The following is a 15159-nucleotide window of genomic DNA, read 5'->3' as shown; positions in this document are numbered from 1 at the left end:
CGTAGGCGGGCTAGACCGCCAGCCATTCCTGGACGACGTCCTGGCGCTCATGGAGCTGCGCGGGCGGTCCTTCGAACACGATGCGGCCGTGGCCCATCACGCTCACGCGCGTGGACACCTTCAGCGCAATCGTCAGCTTTTGTTCCACCAGCACCACCGACACGCCCTGCTTGTGGATATCCCGGATGACGTCGGCGATCACTTCGACGATCTTGGGCGCCAGGCCTTCGGTGGGCTCGTCGATCAGGATGACCTTGGGGTTGCCCAGCAGCGAACGGCACATGGTCAGCATCTGCTGCTCGCCGCCCGACAGGTTGCCCGCCTTCGTGCTGCTGCGTTCCTTCAGGCGCGGGAAGTAGTCGAACATCTGCGCCACGGTCCAGTACGGCGCATCGTCGCGCCGGGCCTGCTCGCCCATGCGCAGGTTCTCGTCCACCGTGAGGTTGGCGAAGACCTCGCGCTCCTCGGGCACGAAGGCCAGGCCGGCGCGCGCGATCTCGAAGGGACGCTTGTTGGTGATGTCGCGGCCTTCGATGGCGATCCGGCCGCCGGTCACGTCCACCAGGCCCATGATGCTTTTCATGGTGGTGGAGCGGCCCGCGCCGTTGCGGCCCAGCAGGCTCACCACTTCGCCGCGCCCGATCGACAGGTCGATGCCGTGCAGGATGTGGCTCTTGCCGTAATGGGCATGCACGCCCTGCAGGGACAAGAGGGGGGATTGCGTCGTCATACCGTTTCCTCTCCCAGGTAGGCCTCGCGCACGCGGGCGTCGCCGCGGATCGCGGCGGGCGTGCCGGTGGCCAGGATCTCGCCATAGACCAGCACGCTGATGCGATCGGCCAGCGAGAACACCACCTGCATGTCGTGCTCGACGATCAGCAGGGTGCAGTCGCGCGTCACGTCCTTGATGAGTTCGACCGTGTAGTCGACCTCGTGCTGCGACATGCCCGCCATGGGTTCATCCAGCAGGATCACCTTCGGGCGCGACGCCAGCGTCATGCCGATTTCCAGCGAGCGCTGCTCGGAATAGTTCAGGTCGCCGGCCGCGGTGTCCTGCTTGGCCGTCAGCCGCACTTTCTCCAGCAGACGATCCACGTCTTCGTTCACGGCGCGGTTGCGCGCGATGGGCCGCCAGAAGTTGTAGACCAGTCCGTGCATGCGCAGCACCGCCAGCCGAAGGTTCTCGCGCACCGACAGGCGCGGGAACACGTTGGTGATCTGGAACGAGCGCGCCAGGCCAAGCCGGTTGATGGCCTCGGGCGCCAGGCCGCCGATGGACCGCGAGCGCAGGCTGATGTCGCCCGACGTGGGCGCGAACGAGCCGGACATCAGGTGAAACAGCGTGGACTTGCCCGCGCCGTTGGGACCGATGACGGCGTGGCGTTCGCCGGCTTCGATCGCCAGGTTCACGCCGCGGATGATCTGCGCTTCACCAAAGGATTTGCGCACGTCGGTCAGGGTCAGGATTTCGTGGCTCATTTGGCGGGCTCCAGCAGGGGGGCGGCTTCGCCGGCGTCGCGCCACAGGGCCAGCGCCCAGCGGCAGGCGGCAAGGCCAACGGCAAACAGCGCCAACGGCACCAGCCAGGTGGACACGGCAAGCGGCGCCCACTCCTGGCCGAACAGCGGGATGGCGGGCCAGCCGGCCTCGGGATTCATGGCGAGCAGGGCGCGGTAGTCACGCGCGAACATGCGTTGCAAGAGTTCCACGGTGAAGACGGTGGCGCCGGTCAGCAGCAGACCACCGGCCACCGACACCGCGGCGCGCGGCAGCCAGTTGGCCAGGCCACGCTCGCGCAGCGACTTGGCCGCGCGTTGCACCAGCCCAACCAGACCGTCCGGCACGAACAGCATCACCAGCACAAACAGCACGCCCTGATACAGCAGCCACGACCGCGTGATGTCGGCCAGCGTCTGCGACAGGAACGTCAGGATGGACGCGCCCAGCACCGGCCCGAGGAACGCGTTGACGCCGCCGATGTAGGCGAACAGCACCGCGTCGGTGGACAGCTTGACCTCGAACAGCACGTAGTTGCCCGCCTCGATGTTCAGCGCCTGCAGGCCGCCCGCAATGCCGGCAAACATGGCCGACAGCGCGAACACCATCGTCTTGAGCGCGTGCGGGCGGTAGCCCAGGTAGCGCAGGCGGTTGGCGTTTTCGCGCAGTCCAAGCGTCAGACGGCCCAGCGGTGTGCGCGTCAGGCCATACAGCGCGGCCAGCGACACCACCACCCACGCCAGCACCAGGTAGTACACCTCGATGTCGGAGCCGAAGGTAAAGCCCCACGCGGGCATGCGCATGGCGGACACGCCCGCCTCGCCGCCAAAGACGCTCTTCAGATGCGGCGCCAGCGCGTGCAGCAGTTCGGCCAGCGCCAGCGTGATCATCGAAAAGTACACGCCCGAGCGCATGGTGGCGAACCAGCCGGCGACCACGCCGAACAGCAGCCCGGCTACGCCGCCCACGAGCGGCATCAGCGGCGTGGGCAGCAGGCCCGCGCCGCCCAGCGCATTCATCGCATGGATGGTGGCAAAGGTGCCGACGCCAAAGTACGCGGCATGGCCAAAGGACAGCATGCCGCCCTGGCCGGCCAGCAAATTGAAGGCGCACGCAAACAGCGCGGCGATCAGCATCTGCACGGCCGCCACGAGCTGGCCGGCAGGCAGCAGCCAGGGCAGCGCGCACAGCGCGGCCACACACAGAATCAACAGCAGCGCGCCTGTGGCGCGGCCGGTGGAGGTAGCGGTATGGCTCATGCCTGCTCTCCCTTCAGGCCCGACGGCTTGACCAGCAGCACCACCAGCATCAGCAGAAAGGGCAGCGTTGCAGCCAGGCTGGAAATCTTCACGGTCATCAGGCCACCTACGCTTTCGGCCCAGTCACGCGCGCCGAACAGGCCGAACAGCGTGGCCAGGCTGGCGTCGATGCCGACCGAGAACGAGCTGATCAGGCCAATTAACAGCGACGCGATCATCGCGCCTTCCAGCGAACCCAGTCCGCCGACCACGACCACCACGAACACCAGCACGCCCAGTTCCAGCGCCATGTTCGGATTGGTGGTGTAGAACGCGCCCGCCACCGCGCCGGCAAGGCCGGCCATCGCGGCGCCCACGCCAAACACGCTCATGAAGACGAGCGGCACGTTGTGGCCCAGCGCCTCGGCCATGCGCGGCCGGTAGATGGCCGACCGCACCACGATGCCCACGCGGGTGCGCGACAGCAGCAGGTAGATCACCGCGAACATCGCGATCGACACGCCGCCCATCAGCAGGCGGTAGAACGGATAGTCCGCGTCAAACACGCGGAACGCCGCGAAGTTCAGGAACTGCGGCACGCGGTAGTCGACGGGAAAATCGCCGTAAAAGAGCTTGACCAGCTCGGCGACGATGAACGCCAGGCCGAAGGTCACCAGCAATTCCTGCGCATGGCCGAACTTGTGCACGCGGCGCAGGAAAAAGCGTTCCACGCCCATGCCCAGCACGCCCGAAATGATCGTGGCCAGCACGAGGGCCGCCCAGAAGCCCGTGACGGGCGTAAGCGTGTAGGCGGCGTACGCGCCAATCATGTAGAACGAGGCGTGCGCAAAGTTCAGCACGCCCATCATTCCGAAAATCAGTGTCAGGCCTGCCGACACCATGAATAGCAGCAGGCCGTAGATCACGCCGTTCAACAGCGAGACGGTAAAGTATTCCATGTCCGCTCCAGGATTCTTGCGCGGGACGCCGGGCGTCCCGCGAGCGATTGCGCACGTTGTTTTTGCCCGGCCCGCGCCGGGAGTGCGCTTGTCTTGCGCCGGCGGCGGCGCGCGCGCACTTCAGCGCACAGGCCGCCGCGCCAGCATCACTTCGGACGTTGCATCTTGCAGGTCGCCTGCACCGGCGCGGACACGTCCGCCGCGGCCAGCACCTTCACGGGTTCAAAGCCCATGTCGGTGCCGTCGGCCTTGTACTTGGCGTTCTTGCCAACCTTGGACACGACCATCGGCAGTTGCACCTGGTGGTCTTCGGCGCGCATCGTGTAGTCGCCCAGCGCGGACTTGTAGGTGACCTGCTCCAGCGCCACGGCCAGTTCGGGCACCGACAGCTTGCCGTCCTTGGGCTTGACCTGCTTCAAGGCTTCGCCCAGGAAGCGCACGCCGATCACGGTCTGCGGCTCGGTGTAGCTGGGGTAGTGGCCGGTCTTGGACTTGTAGTCCTCGGCAAACTGCGCGCCTTCCTCGCCTGCGGCCTCGATGTTGTACGGATGCGCGATGTAATGGCCCATCGCGACCTCGCCGGCGTTGGCCAGGTTGCCCACCTGATCCAAAAACACCGTGGCAAAGCGCACCTTCAGGCCGGCGGCCTGCGTGGCCTTCATCAGCAGCAGCAGGTCGTTGGACCAGTTGCCGGTGATCACCGTGTCCGGCGTGGCCGAACGGATGCGCGCCACGTACGGCGCGAAGTCCTGGATCTTGTTGACCTCGTGCAGCGTCTTGCCCACCACCTCGTAGCCATAGTCCTTGGCAAAGCGCTCGGTCGCGCCTTCCATGTCCTGGCCCCAGGAGTAGTTTTGATTGATGGCGTACACGCGCTTGCCCAGCGTGCCGTCGGCCGACATCACCGATGCCAGCGCCTTCACGCGCAGGTCGGCGTTGGTCGTGAAGCGGAAGTGGTAGAAGTGGCACTTCTGGCCGGTCAGCTCAAGCGCCTCGCCGCCCACGTTCAGGAAGACGATTTCCTTGCCGGGGTTGCGCAGGTTGTGCTTGCGCACGTCTTCCGTCAGCTGGCCCGAAATCGCCGACGACGACCCTTGCACCAGCACCTGCACGCCCTCGGCGGCAGCGGCGCGGAAGCGGTCCGAGGCGCCCACCGGGCCGCCCTGGTTGTCGAACTCCACCAGTTCCAGCGGCTGGCCATTCCAGCCGCCGGCGGCGTTGATGCGGTCCAGCTCGTATTTGACGGCGGCGCGGAACATCAGGCCGGTCGAAGCCTGCGGGCCCGACAGCGTTTCGATCAGGCCGATCTTGACGGGCGCGGCGTGGGCGGTGGCGGCGAGTCCGGCCAGGCACAGCAGACCGGTGGTGAAAGCCAATTTCATGCGTGTCTCCTCCGTGGAACGGGAGTGTGGTGATTGCGTGGGTCAGGCAGTCGCGCACGCCGCATCGCCGGCGCGCCGCAAGGGCACGACAGCGATGGGGAGCGAAAACGGGGGGATGGCGGTGGCCACGGACGCGCAAGGCGCCGGGGCGAAACGCCAGCCGGGCAGGGCATGAAGCCGCCGGGGCGTCTGAAGGTGCGCCATCGGACGTGCCGAGGGCGCGGATGCGGTCATGCTGCCGGTGAAAGTCACCTGGTTGTCCCCTGCCTGTTTATGCGGCGTGTCGCCGTGTTTTTCTGACTGACTTGCCTGAAAGCGTCAGTTGATTTACGCTTTCTCGACAAGTTGTCAGGCAACTTTATTAAGTTGTCCGATAAATCATAGGCCAGGCGTTTTTCTCGTGTCAAGCAACGGATTCAGCAGTTCAATCAGAATTCGCACCGTTGCCGCGACAGCGCCGCGGACCGCTAAAAACAGCGTCAGGAGACAGAATGATTTCGTTTGAGGGGCAGGTTGCCGCCATCACCGGCGCGGGCAATGGCATCGGGCTGGCCACGGCGCGGCTCATGGCCGCGCACGGCGCCCGGCTGGTGCTGACGGACATCGACAATGCGCGGCTGGAGGAGGTGGCGGCAGAACTCGACCCCAGCGGTCAGCGCGTTTACACGCATGCGCTGGACGTGTCGGTGTCGCACGATTGCGAACGGGTGTTCGAGGCGGCCGCCAAACATTTCGGTGGACTGGATCATCTGGTCCATTGCGCGGGCATCTACCCGGAACAGCTCGTCAAGGACACCAGCGACGAGTCCTGGCGCACCCTGATGCGCGTGAACCTGGACGGCACGTTCTACGTGTGCCGCGCCGCTCAGCGCCATCTGCGCCACGACGGGTCGATTGTGCTGCTCACGTCGTTGGCCGCGCAGCGCGGCAGCTATGCGCACGCCGCCTATTCGGCGTCCAAGGGCGCGGTGCAGAGCTTCACCCGTAGCCTGGCATTGGAACTGGCCCCGCAGATCCGCGTGAATGCGGTGGCGCCCGGCATCATCGCCACGTCCATGACGCACGACCTGATCGGGCAGAAGGGCGCGCAATTGCTGGAAAGCACGCCGCTGCGCCGTTTCGGCACCGCCGAGGAGATCGCGGGGACCATCGCGTTCCTGTGCTCGCCGCTGGCGTCATTTGTGACGGGCGAGGTCATGCAGGTCAATGGCGGAATCTATATCGCTTAAAGTGCAAGAACGCCGCGCGACGGGAAAAACCGGCAAATCTATAATTCCCCGGACGCTGCCGCATCGCAATCTGTCAGGACCCCCACGCGAGACATTCCTATAAACATGGCCGCCGCGTCCGCGCGCCGCCCTCACGTTTGAAGATCCCCATGCAGCCCAGTCAAGAACCCGATTCGAGGCGCGCCGCGCCTCGCAGTTCGCTATCCGCGGCGGTGGCGGATGCCCTGGCCGACCAGATACGTCAAGGCGTGCTGGCACCGGGCGATCGCCTGCCCACCGAAAAGCAGCTTACTGAACTCCACTCGGTCAGCCGCGCGGTCGTGCGCGAAGCGCTGGCCCGTCTCAAATCCGAAGGCCTGGTCACCTCGCAGCAAGGCAGCGGCGTGTTCGTCGACCCGAACTTCCAGAAGAACGCCTTTCGCATCGCCGCGCCCACGCCGGGCGACAACCAGGACCTGGAACACATCCTGGAGCTGATGCTGTCCATCGAAGTCACGGCGGCGCGCTATGCGGCGCAGCGTCGCACCGATCCCGACCTGAAAAAGATTCGGCAGGCGCTGGTGGGCATGGAATACGCGCTTATCAATGACAAGCTGGGCGACGAGGAAGACTACCAATTCCACCAGGCCATCGTGCAGGCCACGCACAACCCGCATCTGGTGGCGCTGAACGATTATCTGGAAGCCAATGTGCGCCGCGTCATCCGCAGCGCGCGCAACAACACCGCGCGCATGTATGCCGAGCGCATGGCTGCGGTGCAGAGCGAACATCAGGCCATCTTCGCGGCCATCGAAGCCGGCGACCCCGATGCCGCGGGCCGCGCGGCGGAGCAGCACCTGCGCAACGCGGCGGACCGGCTGCGGTTGTTTCAGGCGGAGCGCCCCGCGCCCGTGTGAACGCGGGGCCGGGCCGCTTCTACGCGAAGGTCTGCTCCATCTCGCGGCGGAACTGCACCGCCGTCGAGCGTTCGTCGTACTCCACGTCGCGCCAGCGGATCGCCTGCGATTGGCGCACGGGGTTCTTCAGCTTGACCTTGTTCGACAGCCCCAGCGGCAGATAGCCTTCCTCGACCGAATCGGGGGCCGGCATCAGGCGGCCGTACACCGTGTAGCCGCCTTCGCCATCCAGGATCTGGCCGGCCTGCAAATCGCGCTTGGCGGTGGCCACCACGTCGCCGTGCCAGCCGGCCGGCGCGCCCGTCGGCTCGCGGCGCAGCCCCACGCTGGCCACGCTGATGCCCAGCTCCAGCCCGATCAGGTGATAGGGCTTGTACATCGCGGTGAAGTTGCCGCTGGGATCGGTGACCAGGCCGTATTCCTGGAAACAGCGGCGCACGTAGTCGCTATCGGCGGCAAGCGTCACGTACACGCCCCAGCGCAGGTCGCGGAACACCGGGCGGCCATCGCGCTCCAGCGACGAGATCACCTCGACCTGGCCGCGATGGTGCAGCATGCCGCCGTCCTCGCGGGGACGCAGCACGCGCGCCAGGTCGTCCACGCCGCACGGCGGAAAGTGCAGGCCCGACGGCGAGGGCAACAGGCCCGTGGCATTGGAGACGGCCGCCATCTCGATGGCGCTCTTGGTGCCATCCAGGAAGCTGTTGAACATCTGCGCATTGAAGTCGCCCGCCGCCACCATTTCCGCCGTGAAGCCGTAATACGGCCAGACGGTGTCGGGCGTGGACGTGTGGAATTCGGGCAGGTATTTGGTGCCTTTGCCGGCGGCCATGACCTCGAAGCCGCTGGCGCGCGCCCAGTCCACCATTTCGCAGATCAGGGCGGGCTGGTCGCCGTAGGCCAGCGAATAGACGATGCCCGCTTCCCGGGCGCGGCGCGCCAGCAGCGGACCGGCCAGCGCGTCGGCTTCCACGTTGACCATGATGATGTGCTTGCCGTATTCGCAGCAGGTCAACACATGCGTGATGCCGGCCGCGGCCTGGCCGGTGGCGTCGATGACGATGTCCACGTCGGGACTGGCGATGACGGTACGCGCGTCGTCGCAGAAATAGACCTTGCCGTTCTTGTACGCGTCATTGATGCTGCTGGCGTTGAGCGCGCCGGCGGGCCAGCCGACTCGGGTCAGGGCGGCGCGGGCCCGGTCGGGCACCAGGTCCGCCACCGCAACCAGGCGCATGCCCGGCGTGCGCGGGGCCTGACTCATGAACATGGCGCCGAACTTTCCGGCGCCCAACAATGCGACTCGCAGCGGCTTGTGGTCGGCTTCTCGCTGCTTGAGCAGACGGTACAGATTCATGGCGCGGGCTCCTCCTGGGTGGGGCGTACGACTCCACAGGATAGTCCCAAACGATGACGCCTGAACAGGACTCAGCAGGACTCAGGCATCTGCCGTATAGAGCTCGCCGGCCAGCACGTTGCGCCAGTTCTGCCAGTTGATGCGCGGGCGGTCCGTGACCTCGCGGTTGTAGGGCGCGTCAAACAGAATGTGCTTCCAGCGCGGCCGCACGGCGCCTTCGATGCGCGGCTTGTCGTCGATCAGCAGATTGCCGTGCACCAGCGTCTTGTCCTTGGTCAGGATCAGCCGGTTGGTGGCCTCGCGGCCCAGGTGTTTTTCGACCCACAGATACTTTTCGGCCACGCAGTTTTCAAACTGCGACAGCGGCGACGAGCAGATGCGCACATCCATCCCGAGCGCCAGCAGTTCCTTGACGGCGTCCAGCGCACCGGGGACGGGCGGCAGATTGCGGATGAAGCCCGGCGCGGTGTAGATCGCCTCGGCCATCCCGCGTAGTTCGGGGCCGTAATCCTCACGGATGTAGAAGGACTTGCGGTCCTCGAACGCGATGGGCGCGATGTCCGGGTGGCGTTCGCGCCAGGCGTCGATGAAGGCGTGTTCGAAGTCGGCCAGCACGCCGTCTTGATCCAGCAGGATGATCATGGGGGTCCCAATCGTTGGCAACCGTAGGATTGTGCCCTAGCCGCCCTGCGGCCGGGATTGCGCCACGATGCGGTAACGGCTGCCGCCGGTCAGCGATTCGGACGCGACGAGCACCATGCGGTCGTAATGCCATTCCAGCGGCGCGGGCGCGTCGCCGGGCGGCTCGGCATGCGCGATGTTGCGCAGCAGCGTGACGTGCGGGCGAAACGGTTGTGTAGGCGGGGTCAGTCCATAACCGGACAGCCAGTGCCAGAGATCGTCGTGGGCCTGTTGCAGGCCCGCGGGCGTCTCGGCCGGGCCTGCCCACAGGATGCGCTGGCGGGTGAAGACGCCATAGCGGTCGAGCGGCACGTCGCCCGGCGCCAGACGGCGTTCGGGCGTGGCGGCCGCCAGTTCGTCGGCGAGCGCGCTATCGACAGGACCCAGAAAAGCCAGCGTCAGATGCAGCGTCTCGGTGCGCATGGCGCGCCCACCCGTGACCTGCTTCGCGGCGTCCGCCCAGCCGGCCAGCGACGCCGCCATTTGCGGAGGCGGCCACAGCGCGTAGAAGAGGCGGATGGTGGACATCCGCTGATTGTAGGTCGCGCCTGAACGGCGCGGTGCCGGCCGTCTAGGCCTTGGTGCGCCGGGTCACGCCGGTGTCAAAACGCTCGACGCCCGGACGGGCAGGGCGGTCGAAGCGTTCCACGCCGGGGCGTGCGGCAGGGCGGTCGAATCGTTCGACGCCCGGGCGGTTCAGCCGATCGACGCCGGGACGATCCAGCCGTTCCACGCCCGGACGATCAAACCGCTCGACGCCGGGCCGCGCAAAGCGCTCGACCCGTTGCGGCGTGGCCGTCTTGGCGGCCGCGCTTTGCGCCGCCTCTTGTTCGCGCTTGGCGATGATCTCTTCGGCGCGCTGGTGGTGCGGCGCCATCTTGCGCACCATCACCCGGCCGTCGCGCGGGAAGTAATTGATGCGGCGCGCGTGCACGTCGCCCAGATCCTGCGCCTTGACGGGGATGCCTTCGGTCTTGAGGTAGTTCAGGACGAACTCGCCGTTGCGCTCGCCGATGTTCATCTGCTGCATGGCCGCCAGCACCGCGCCGCCGCCGAACACCTTGGCTTCCAGGCGGTCGCGCGAGGCGCCTGCCTTGAGCAGTTCGTTGATCAGCACTTCCATTGCAAAGGCGCCGTAGCGCATGGTGGCCGACGCGGGCGACTGCATGTCGCCCTCGGGCAGCATGAAGTGGTTCATGCCGCCCACGCCCGTCACCGGGTCGTGGATGCAAGCCGCCACGCAGGATCCCAGCACGGTCGAGATCATCATGTTCTCGTTGGTGACGTAGTACTCGTTGGGGAGCACTTTCACTGCCTGAGATTGGAACGCGCTGTCGTAGTAGTGACGCGTTGCGCGGGCTTCAAGAGCGGCCATTGGACTGATATCTGGGCAAAAACGGCGATTGAGACACTAGAAATACAAGGAGTAGCGGCAATTGTGACAAAACATGTAAAAAAATGTCGCTTTATTCTTGCATATCCCGGCAGTCAATGGGAGAAAACTGTGTAAACACGACCAAAGCGTCGTTTATTGGAACTTCTCCTGTCGCCCGCAGGCAAAAAAGCCCGTGCGGATGGCAGTCACCCATCCTACACAGGCTGTTTTGGGGTCTTTCCCCGGATCACGGGGATGAAGGGGGTTCAAACGGAGGTTTAAAGGCCGGATCTCGCTCAACCCGGGGGCGGGAGCGGCCCCCGCCATGTAACACCGGGTAAGCGGGCGTGCCTCAGAGCTGGTAGCGCGCGGTCAGCATCAGGTTGCGCGGGTCGCCATAGACGTTGCTGGGGAAGCTGACGCTGCCCGACAGCGCGTTGTAGTACCGCTTGTCGAAGACGTTGTTGATGTTCAGTTGCAGATCCAGCTTCGGGGTTGCCTGCCAGCCAACCACCAGGTCCGTGATGGTGTAGCCGCCCTGTTCGATCCGGAAGGGCACACCGCTCGTGGTTCCCTGGTTGTAGATCGAATCCTGACGATAGATCGATCCGCCGACGCGCCAGCCCTGCATGACGCCGGGCAGCCGGTACATGGTCGACAGCTTGAACAGGTGCCGCGGCGTATCCGTGTCGAAGAGCGCGCCCACGTTGGCGGGATTCGCATCCTTGCGGTAGCGCGCAATAGCCACCGTATAGCCGGCGCTGACCTGCCAGTTGGGCGTGATGGCGCCCTGCAGCTCGAACTCCACACCCTGGCTACGCACCTCTCCCGCCGCCGAATAGCAACTGACGGTCGGGTAGCCGGCGCACTGGCTCTGGTCGGTGCTGCGGAAGGCACGGTTCTTCTGGTCCATGCGGAACAGCGCAGCCGAGGCGTTCAGCGCACCGCCGAAGTATTCGCCCTTGATCCCGATTTCGTAGTTCTGGCCGATCACCGGATCCAGCAGATTGTTGCTGGCATCCAGGTAGTTCTGGGGTTTGAAGATGTCGGTGTAGCTGGCGTAGACCGAGTGCTGGTCATTCAGGTCGTAGACCACGCCGGCGTACTTGGTCAGTTGGCTGTTGATGCGGTAGCGATTGTGCGCACTGACCGACGGCGTGTTGGACAGGTAGTTCGGGTAGGTGTTGACGGTGTCGTTGTAGTCGAACCAGTCCAGCCGGCCGCCCAGGATCAGCTTGAGCCGGTCGGTCAGACTCAGGCGCGTCGTGGCGTACACGCTTTGCTGTTTGATCTTGGCGTCCATCCAGTCCCGCAGCGGAATGTGGGGATCGGGAACGGCGCTCGGGTCGAAGTTGTAGAGGTCCAGATTGTTATTGAGCACCAGGCCCTGGCGGCTGTTGCCGTCGAAATCGACATCGCGGTAGCTGGCGCCCAGCACCAGTTCGTGCGTGCGGCCCAGCAGATCGAAGGGGCCGTTGGCATACAGGTCGACGCTGCTCTGCTTTTCCTTGTGGGCATTGCGCGCGCCCAGCTGGCTGTATCGGCCGGTGGCGACGCTGTAGCTGAGGTAGTGGCCCTGCATGTCGACGTCGGCCTGCGCGTAATAGGCCGACAGGTGCATGCGCCAGCCGTTGCCGAACCGGTGGTCGAGCCCCGCGAAGGCGGAGTTGGTGGTCTTGTTCCAATGCTCCCAGTCATTGGCGTAGGACGTGGACCGGGGCAATCCCAGATCGCTGCCGTCGCGGCCTACCGGCAGGCCGGTGAAGCCGTTGCCGTGCAGCCGGTTCTCCTGGTGCAGGGCGCTGAGCGTCAGCGTGGTGTGGGCGCCCAGATCCTTTTCAAGGATCCCGTAGAACGTCTGGCCGTCGCTGCTTTCGCCGCGTTTGTAGCTGCCGTAGTCCTGCGTGGCGACCACCGCGCGGCCGCGCAGGCTGCCGTCCTCCGACAGCGGACCCGAAGCGTCCAGCTCTGCCCGGTAGCGGTCCCAATTGCCCGCGCTCGCGGTCAGGGACACTTGCGGCTCCGCGGTCGGACGCTTGCGGACCAGGTTGATGGCAGCCGACGGGTTGCCCGCGCCTTGCACCAGGCCCGTGGCGCCCCGCACGATCTCCACGCGGTCGTAGATGGCCATGTCGGTGGCCAGCAGATCCTGCGACAGGTTGGAGCTGTCCAGGCCCACGGGCAGGCCGTCGTACATGATGTTGTCGACGTACATACCCCGCGAATAGAAGGACGCGCGCTCCGGCCCAAAGCGCCGGAAGGTCAGGCCCGTGGCGGTCTGCACCACGTCGTTGACCGTCGCCAGGTTCTGATCCTGAATGCGTTGGCGGGTGACGACGGTGACCGACTGCGGCGTCTCGCGCATGGACAGGTTGAGCCGGGTGGCCGTGCTCATGCTGCCGGTGGTGTACGACTCCGTGCCTTCGGTCGTGCTGTCGGCGGCGGCGCTGCCGGTCACCGTGACCAGGGGCAGCGTGGTGGTGCCAGACGCGGCGGAGGCACGCGTGTCGTCGACACGCAGCACGAACGCGCCCGTGTCCAGCCGCACGGCCCGAAGGCCGGTGCCGGCGAGCAATCGCGCCAGGGCGCTGGCGGCGGGTTGGCGGCCCTGCACGCCGGCGGTGTGCTTGCCGTCGGTCTGCTCGGCGGTGAAGGTCAGCATGATGCCGGCCGTGCTGGCCAACTGTCGCAAGGCGGGCGCAAGCGGGCCGGCGGCGATGTTGAAGTCGGCCGAGGCGGCATTGGCCGCCCCGGCCGCGTCCTGCGCACGCACGGAAGCCGGCGCGGCAGCTGCAAGCGCGACGGTCAGCGCCAGGACGGCAAAGGCAATGGGAGATAGATGTGGGCGCCTCGAATCCTGGGCGCGGTACTGGTTCGGCATGTTCTTCCTTGTGATCGGACCTCCGAAAATTCCGGTCCCTCATGAGGTAGGTGCCGCGAAAACGCAGATCGGGCAGTCGCCGCGAAAAATATTTTTCGCCGTCCCTAGTCGGCCGGCACGACCGTCGCCCAGTAGCGGGTGCGCCATTGCACGCGCACGGGCAGCACGCTGGGCAGGGTGGCCAGGATGCGATCGGTGTCGGCCAGCGGGAAGACCCCGGAAAGGCGCAGCCCCGCGATCTGCGGGTCGACGCGCAGCACGCCCGGCCGATAGCGGCCCACTTCGGCCAGGAATTCCCCCAACTGCTGCTCGTCAGCCACCAGTTGCCCCCGCGCCCATGCGTCCGCGTGCGCATCGGCCGATTGCGGCGGTTCGACCGCGTCGCGGCTGAACCGGGTCTGCTCGCCGGCGTGCAGCCGTCGCGCGTTGCTAGACCCTGCCGAGGGCGAAATCTCCACCGCGCTTTCCTGAACCGTCACATGGGTCCATCCCGCTAGCTGCCGCACGGTGAATCGGGTGCCCAGCGAGCGGATGGTGCCTTCGGCGGTGGCCACCAGCAGCGGCCGGGGATCCGCCAATGCGGGCTCGTGGCGCGTGGCGATCATGATCTCGCCTGCGACCAGCAGAATGCGGCGCTGGGTGTCGTCGAAGCGCAGGTTCACCGCGCTGTCCGTGTTGAGCGTCAGCCGGGTGCCATCCTCGAGCGTGAGATTGCGCTGCTCACCGGTGCCGCTGCGATAGTCGGCCGTGCGGGTCTGCCAGACGCCGGTGCGGGACCCGAGCAGTCCGATGCCGGTGGCGATTCCGCCCCACAGCAGCAGCCGGGTGGCCCGCCGGCGGGCGGCGAGGGACGGCCGGCCATTCGCGCTGTAGGGCGACAAGGCCGCGTAAGCCGGCGCAGGTTCCAATGATTTCATCCGCCCGGTGACGGCCTCGACATGCTGCCAGGCCGCTTCATTGTCGGCATGCGCCAGGCGCCATTGGCGCCACTGCTGTTGCTGCGCGTCGCCAACCTCTCCGGACATCAGCAGGGTGAGCCAGTCCGCGGCCGCGTCCGCGGTGGCCCGGGTGATGACCTGGCCGCTCGGCAGCGTCAGCGTGTCTCGGCGGGCGGTCATGCCGTCAGGACGCCAGCGCGAACATGCATTCGCGGTTGGCCCGGGTCAGGTACTGCTTGACCGAACTGGTCGAGGCGCCCAGCCGCTCGGCGATCTCGGCGTAGCTCAGTTCGAACAGGTGCGCCAGAAGAAAGGCTTCGCGCACCTTGGGAGGCAGGCCATCGAGCACGCGGTCGATCTGCTGCAGGCTCTCGATCGCCATCAGCCGCATCTCCGGCGAGGGCGACACTTCCTCGGGCAGGGAGGCCAGTGCTTCGAGGTAGGCCGTTTCGAGCAGCTGCCGGCGGTGCCGGTGTGCAAGCAGCCGTCCGGCGATCGTGGCCAGGAACGGACGCGGCTTCCGGATCTCGGAAGCCGCGGTCTTGCGGTCCAGCAGGCTGAGGAACGTGTCCTGCGCCAGGTCGGCGGCTGCGAAGGTGTCGCCTACGCGCCGTCGCAGCCAACCTTGCAGCCAGGTGCTGTGCTCGACATACAGCCCGGTCAAATCATCGGTAGCGGCGGGATCCGGGGCTGGCATGAGGACGAAACAGCGGAGTCTGGTTGCAA

At 66.3% G+C, this 15159-nt stretch carries 14 protein-coding genes; 2 read left to right on the top strand and 12 right to left on the bottom strand.

Annotation, left to right across the window (positions count from 1 at the left end):
* Positions 1-10: 10 nt before the first annotated feature.
* The 5 genes from CLM73_RS26255 to CLM73_RS26235 all read right to left on the bottom strand — a co-directional run bounded on the left by CLM73_RS26255 (position 11) and on the right by CLM73_RS26235 (position 5076).
* The gene (locus CLM73_RS26255; protein ID WP_105240930.1) at positions 11-730 is read right to left on the bottom strand and encodes an ABC transporter ATP-binding protein; all 720 of its coding nucleotides are present in this window, start codon (positions 728-730) and stop codon (positions 11-13) included.
* Positions 727-1479 (bottom strand): ABC transporter ATP-binding protein, encoded by a 753-nt coding sequence (locus CLM73_RS26250; protein WP_105240929.1) that lies wholly within the window; start codon positions 1477-1479, stop codon positions 727-729. Before CLM73_RS26250 ends, CLM73_RS26255 begins: the two co-directional genes overlap by 4 nt.
* Positions 1476-2756 carry a branched-chain amino acid ABC transporter permease gene (locus CLM73_RS26245; protein WP_105240928.1) on the bottom strand — a complete coding sequence of 427 codons (1281 nt, stop codon included), beginning with the start codon at positions 2754-2756 and terminating at the stop codon, positions 1476-1478. The genes CLM73_RS26250 and CLM73_RS26245 overlap by 4 nt, the downstream gene beginning before the upstream one ends.
* The gene (locus CLM73_RS26240; protein ID WP_056559748.1) at positions 2753-3694 is read right to left on the bottom strand and encodes a branched-chain amino acid ABC transporter permease; all 942 of its coding nucleotides are present in this window, start codon (positions 3692-3694) and stop codon (positions 2753-2755) included. Before CLM73_RS26240 ends, CLM73_RS26245 begins: the two co-directional genes overlap by 4 nt.
* A gap of 146 nt (positions 3695-3840) precedes the next feature.
* Positions 3841-5076 carry a branched-chain amino acid ABC transporter substrate-binding protein gene (locus CLM73_RS26235; RefSeq protein WP_105240927.1) on the bottom strand — a complete coding sequence of 412 codons (1236 nt, stop codon included), beginning with the start codon at positions 5074-5076 and terminating at the stop codon, positions 3841-3843.
* Between the two features lie 491 nt (positions 5077-5567).
* Here CLM73_RS26235 and CLM73_RS26230 point away from each other — a divergent pair, with 491 nt between their 5' ends.
* Together CLM73_RS26230 and CLM73_RS26225 are read left to right on the top strand one after the other, a co-directional pair.
* On the top strand, positions 5568-6305 hold the full coding sequence (locus CLM73_RS26230) for an SDR family NAD(P)-dependent oxidoreductase (RefSeq protein WP_105240926.1): 738 nt from the start codon (positions 5568-5570) through the stop codon (positions 6303-6305).
* 149 nt (positions 6306-6454) lie between these two features.
* Positions 6455-7201, top strand: a complete 747-nt coding sequence (locus CLM73_RS26225; protein WP_105240925.1) for a FadR/GntR family transcriptional regulator — start codon at positions 6455-6457, stop codon at positions 7199-7201.
* A 19-nt stretch (positions 7202-7220) separates the two neighbouring features.
* Here CLM73_RS26225 and CLM73_RS26220 read toward each other — a convergent pair whose 3' ends face one another.
* The 7 genes from CLM73_RS26220 to CLM73_RS26190 all read right to left on the bottom strand — a co-directional run bounded on the left by CLM73_RS26220 (position 7221) and on the right by CLM73_RS26190 (position 15130).
* Complete coding sequence (locus CLM73_RS26220; protein WP_056559741.1) at positions 7221-8558, bottom strand: NAD(P)H-dependent oxidoreductase; 1338 nt, start codon at positions 8556-8558, stop codon at positions 7221-7223.
* Between the two features lie 81 nt (positions 8559-8639).
* The gene (locus CLM73_RS26215) at positions 8640-9200 is read right to left on the bottom strand and encodes a 5'-3'-deoxyribonucleotidase (protein WP_105240924.1); all 561 of its coding nucleotides are present in this window, start codon (positions 9198-9200) and stop codon (positions 8640-8642) included.
* 36 nt (positions 9201-9236) lie between these two features.
* Positions 9237-9767, bottom strand: a complete 531-nt coding sequence (gene thpR, locus CLM73_RS26210; protein ID WP_105240923.1) for an RNA 2',3'-cyclic phosphodiesterase — start codon at positions 9765-9767, stop codon at positions 9237-9239.
* Positions 9768-9810: 43 nt separating this feature from the next.
* Positions 9811-10614 (bottom strand): chemoreceptor glutamine deamidase CheD, encoded by an 804-nt coding sequence (gene cheD, locus CLM73_RS26205; RefSeq protein WP_105240922.1) that lies wholly within the window; start codon positions 10612-10614, stop codon positions 9811-9813.
* A 352-nt stretch (positions 10615-10966) separates the two neighbouring features.
* Positions 10967-13495 carry a TonB-dependent siderophore receptor gene (locus tag CLM73_RS26200; protein ID WP_105240921.1) on the bottom strand — a complete coding sequence of 843 codons (2529 nt, stop codon included), beginning with the start codon at positions 13493-13495 and terminating at the stop codon, positions 10967-10969.
* Positions 13496-13599: 104 nt separating this feature from the next.
* The gene (locus CLM73_RS26195; RefSeq protein WP_105240920.1) at positions 13600-14613 is read right to left on the bottom strand and encodes a FecR domain-containing protein; all 1014 of its coding nucleotides are present in this window, start codon (positions 14611-14613) and stop codon (positions 13600-13602) included.
* A 4-nt stretch (positions 14614-14617) separates the two neighbouring features.
* Complete coding sequence (locus CLM73_RS26190; protein WP_199778210.1) at positions 14618-15130, bottom strand: sigma-70 family RNA polymerase sigma factor; 513 nt, start codon at positions 15128-15130, stop codon at positions 14618-14620.
* Positions 15131-15159 lie beyond the last annotated feature (29 nt).

The sequence above is a fragment of the Achromobacter spanius genome (genome assembly GCF_002966795.1).
GTDB lineage: Bacteria > Pseudomonadota > Gammaproteobacteria > Burkholderiales > Burkholderiaceae_B > Achromobacter > Achromobacter spanius_D.
This window is presented reverse-complemented; position numbering and strand designations above follow the sequence as displayed.

Coding starts and splice junctions, on each gene's coding strand:
- CLM73_RS26200 (WP_105240921.1), bottom strand. CDS start 13,495: ATGCCGAACCAGTACCGCGCCCAGGATTCGAGGCGCCCACATCTATCT.
- CLM73_RS26250 (WP_105240929.1), bottom strand. CDS start 1,479: ATGAGCCACGAAATCCTGACCCTGACCGACGTGCGCAAATCCTTTGGT.
- CLM73_RS26255 (WP_105240930.1), bottom strand. CDS start 730: ATGACGACGCAATCCCCCCTCTTGTCCCTGCAGGGCGTGCATGCCCAT.
- CLM73_RS26195 (WP_105240920.1), bottom strand. CDS start 14,613: ATGACCGCCCGCCGAGACACGCTGACGCTGCCGAGCGGCCAGGTCATC.
- CLM73_RS26230 (WP_105240926.1), top strand. CDS start 5,568: ATGATTTCGTTTGAGGGGCAGGTTGCCGCCATCACCGGCGCGGGCAAT.
- CLM73_RS26245 (WP_105240928.1), bottom strand. CDS start 2,756: ATGAGCCATACCGCTACCTCCACCGGCCGCGCCACAGGCGCGCTGCTG.
- CLM73_RS26190 (WP_199778210.1), bottom strand. CDS start 15,130: ATGCCAGCCCCGGATCCCGCCGCTACCGATGATTTGACCGGGCTGTAT.
- CLM73_RS26240 (WP_056559748.1), bottom strand. CDS start 3,694: ATGGAATACTTTACCGTCTCGCTGTTGAACGGCGTGATCTACGGCCTG.
- CLM73_RS26225 (WP_105240925.1), top strand. CDS start 6,455: ATGCAGCCCAGTCAAGAACCCGATTCGAGGCGCGCCGCGCCTCGCAGT.
- CLM73_RS26220 (WP_056559741.1), bottom strand. CDS start 8,558: ATGAATCTGTACCGTCTGCTCAAGCAGCGAGAAGCCGACCACAAGCCG.
- thpR (WP_105240923.1), bottom strand. CDS start 9,767: ATGTCCACCATCCGCCTCTTCTACGCGCTGTGGCCGCCTCCGCAAATG.
- CLM73_RS26215 (WP_105240924.1), bottom strand. CDS start 9,200: ATGATCATCCTGCTGGATCAAGACGGCGTGCTGGCCGACTTCGAACAC.
- cheD (WP_105240922.1), bottom strand. CDS start 10,614: ATGGCCGCTCTTGAAGCCCGCGCAACGCGTCACTACTACGACAGCGCG.
- CLM73_RS26235 (WP_105240927.1), bottom strand. CDS start 5,076: ATGAAATTGGCTTTCACCACCGGTCTGCTGTGCCTGGCCGGACTCGCC.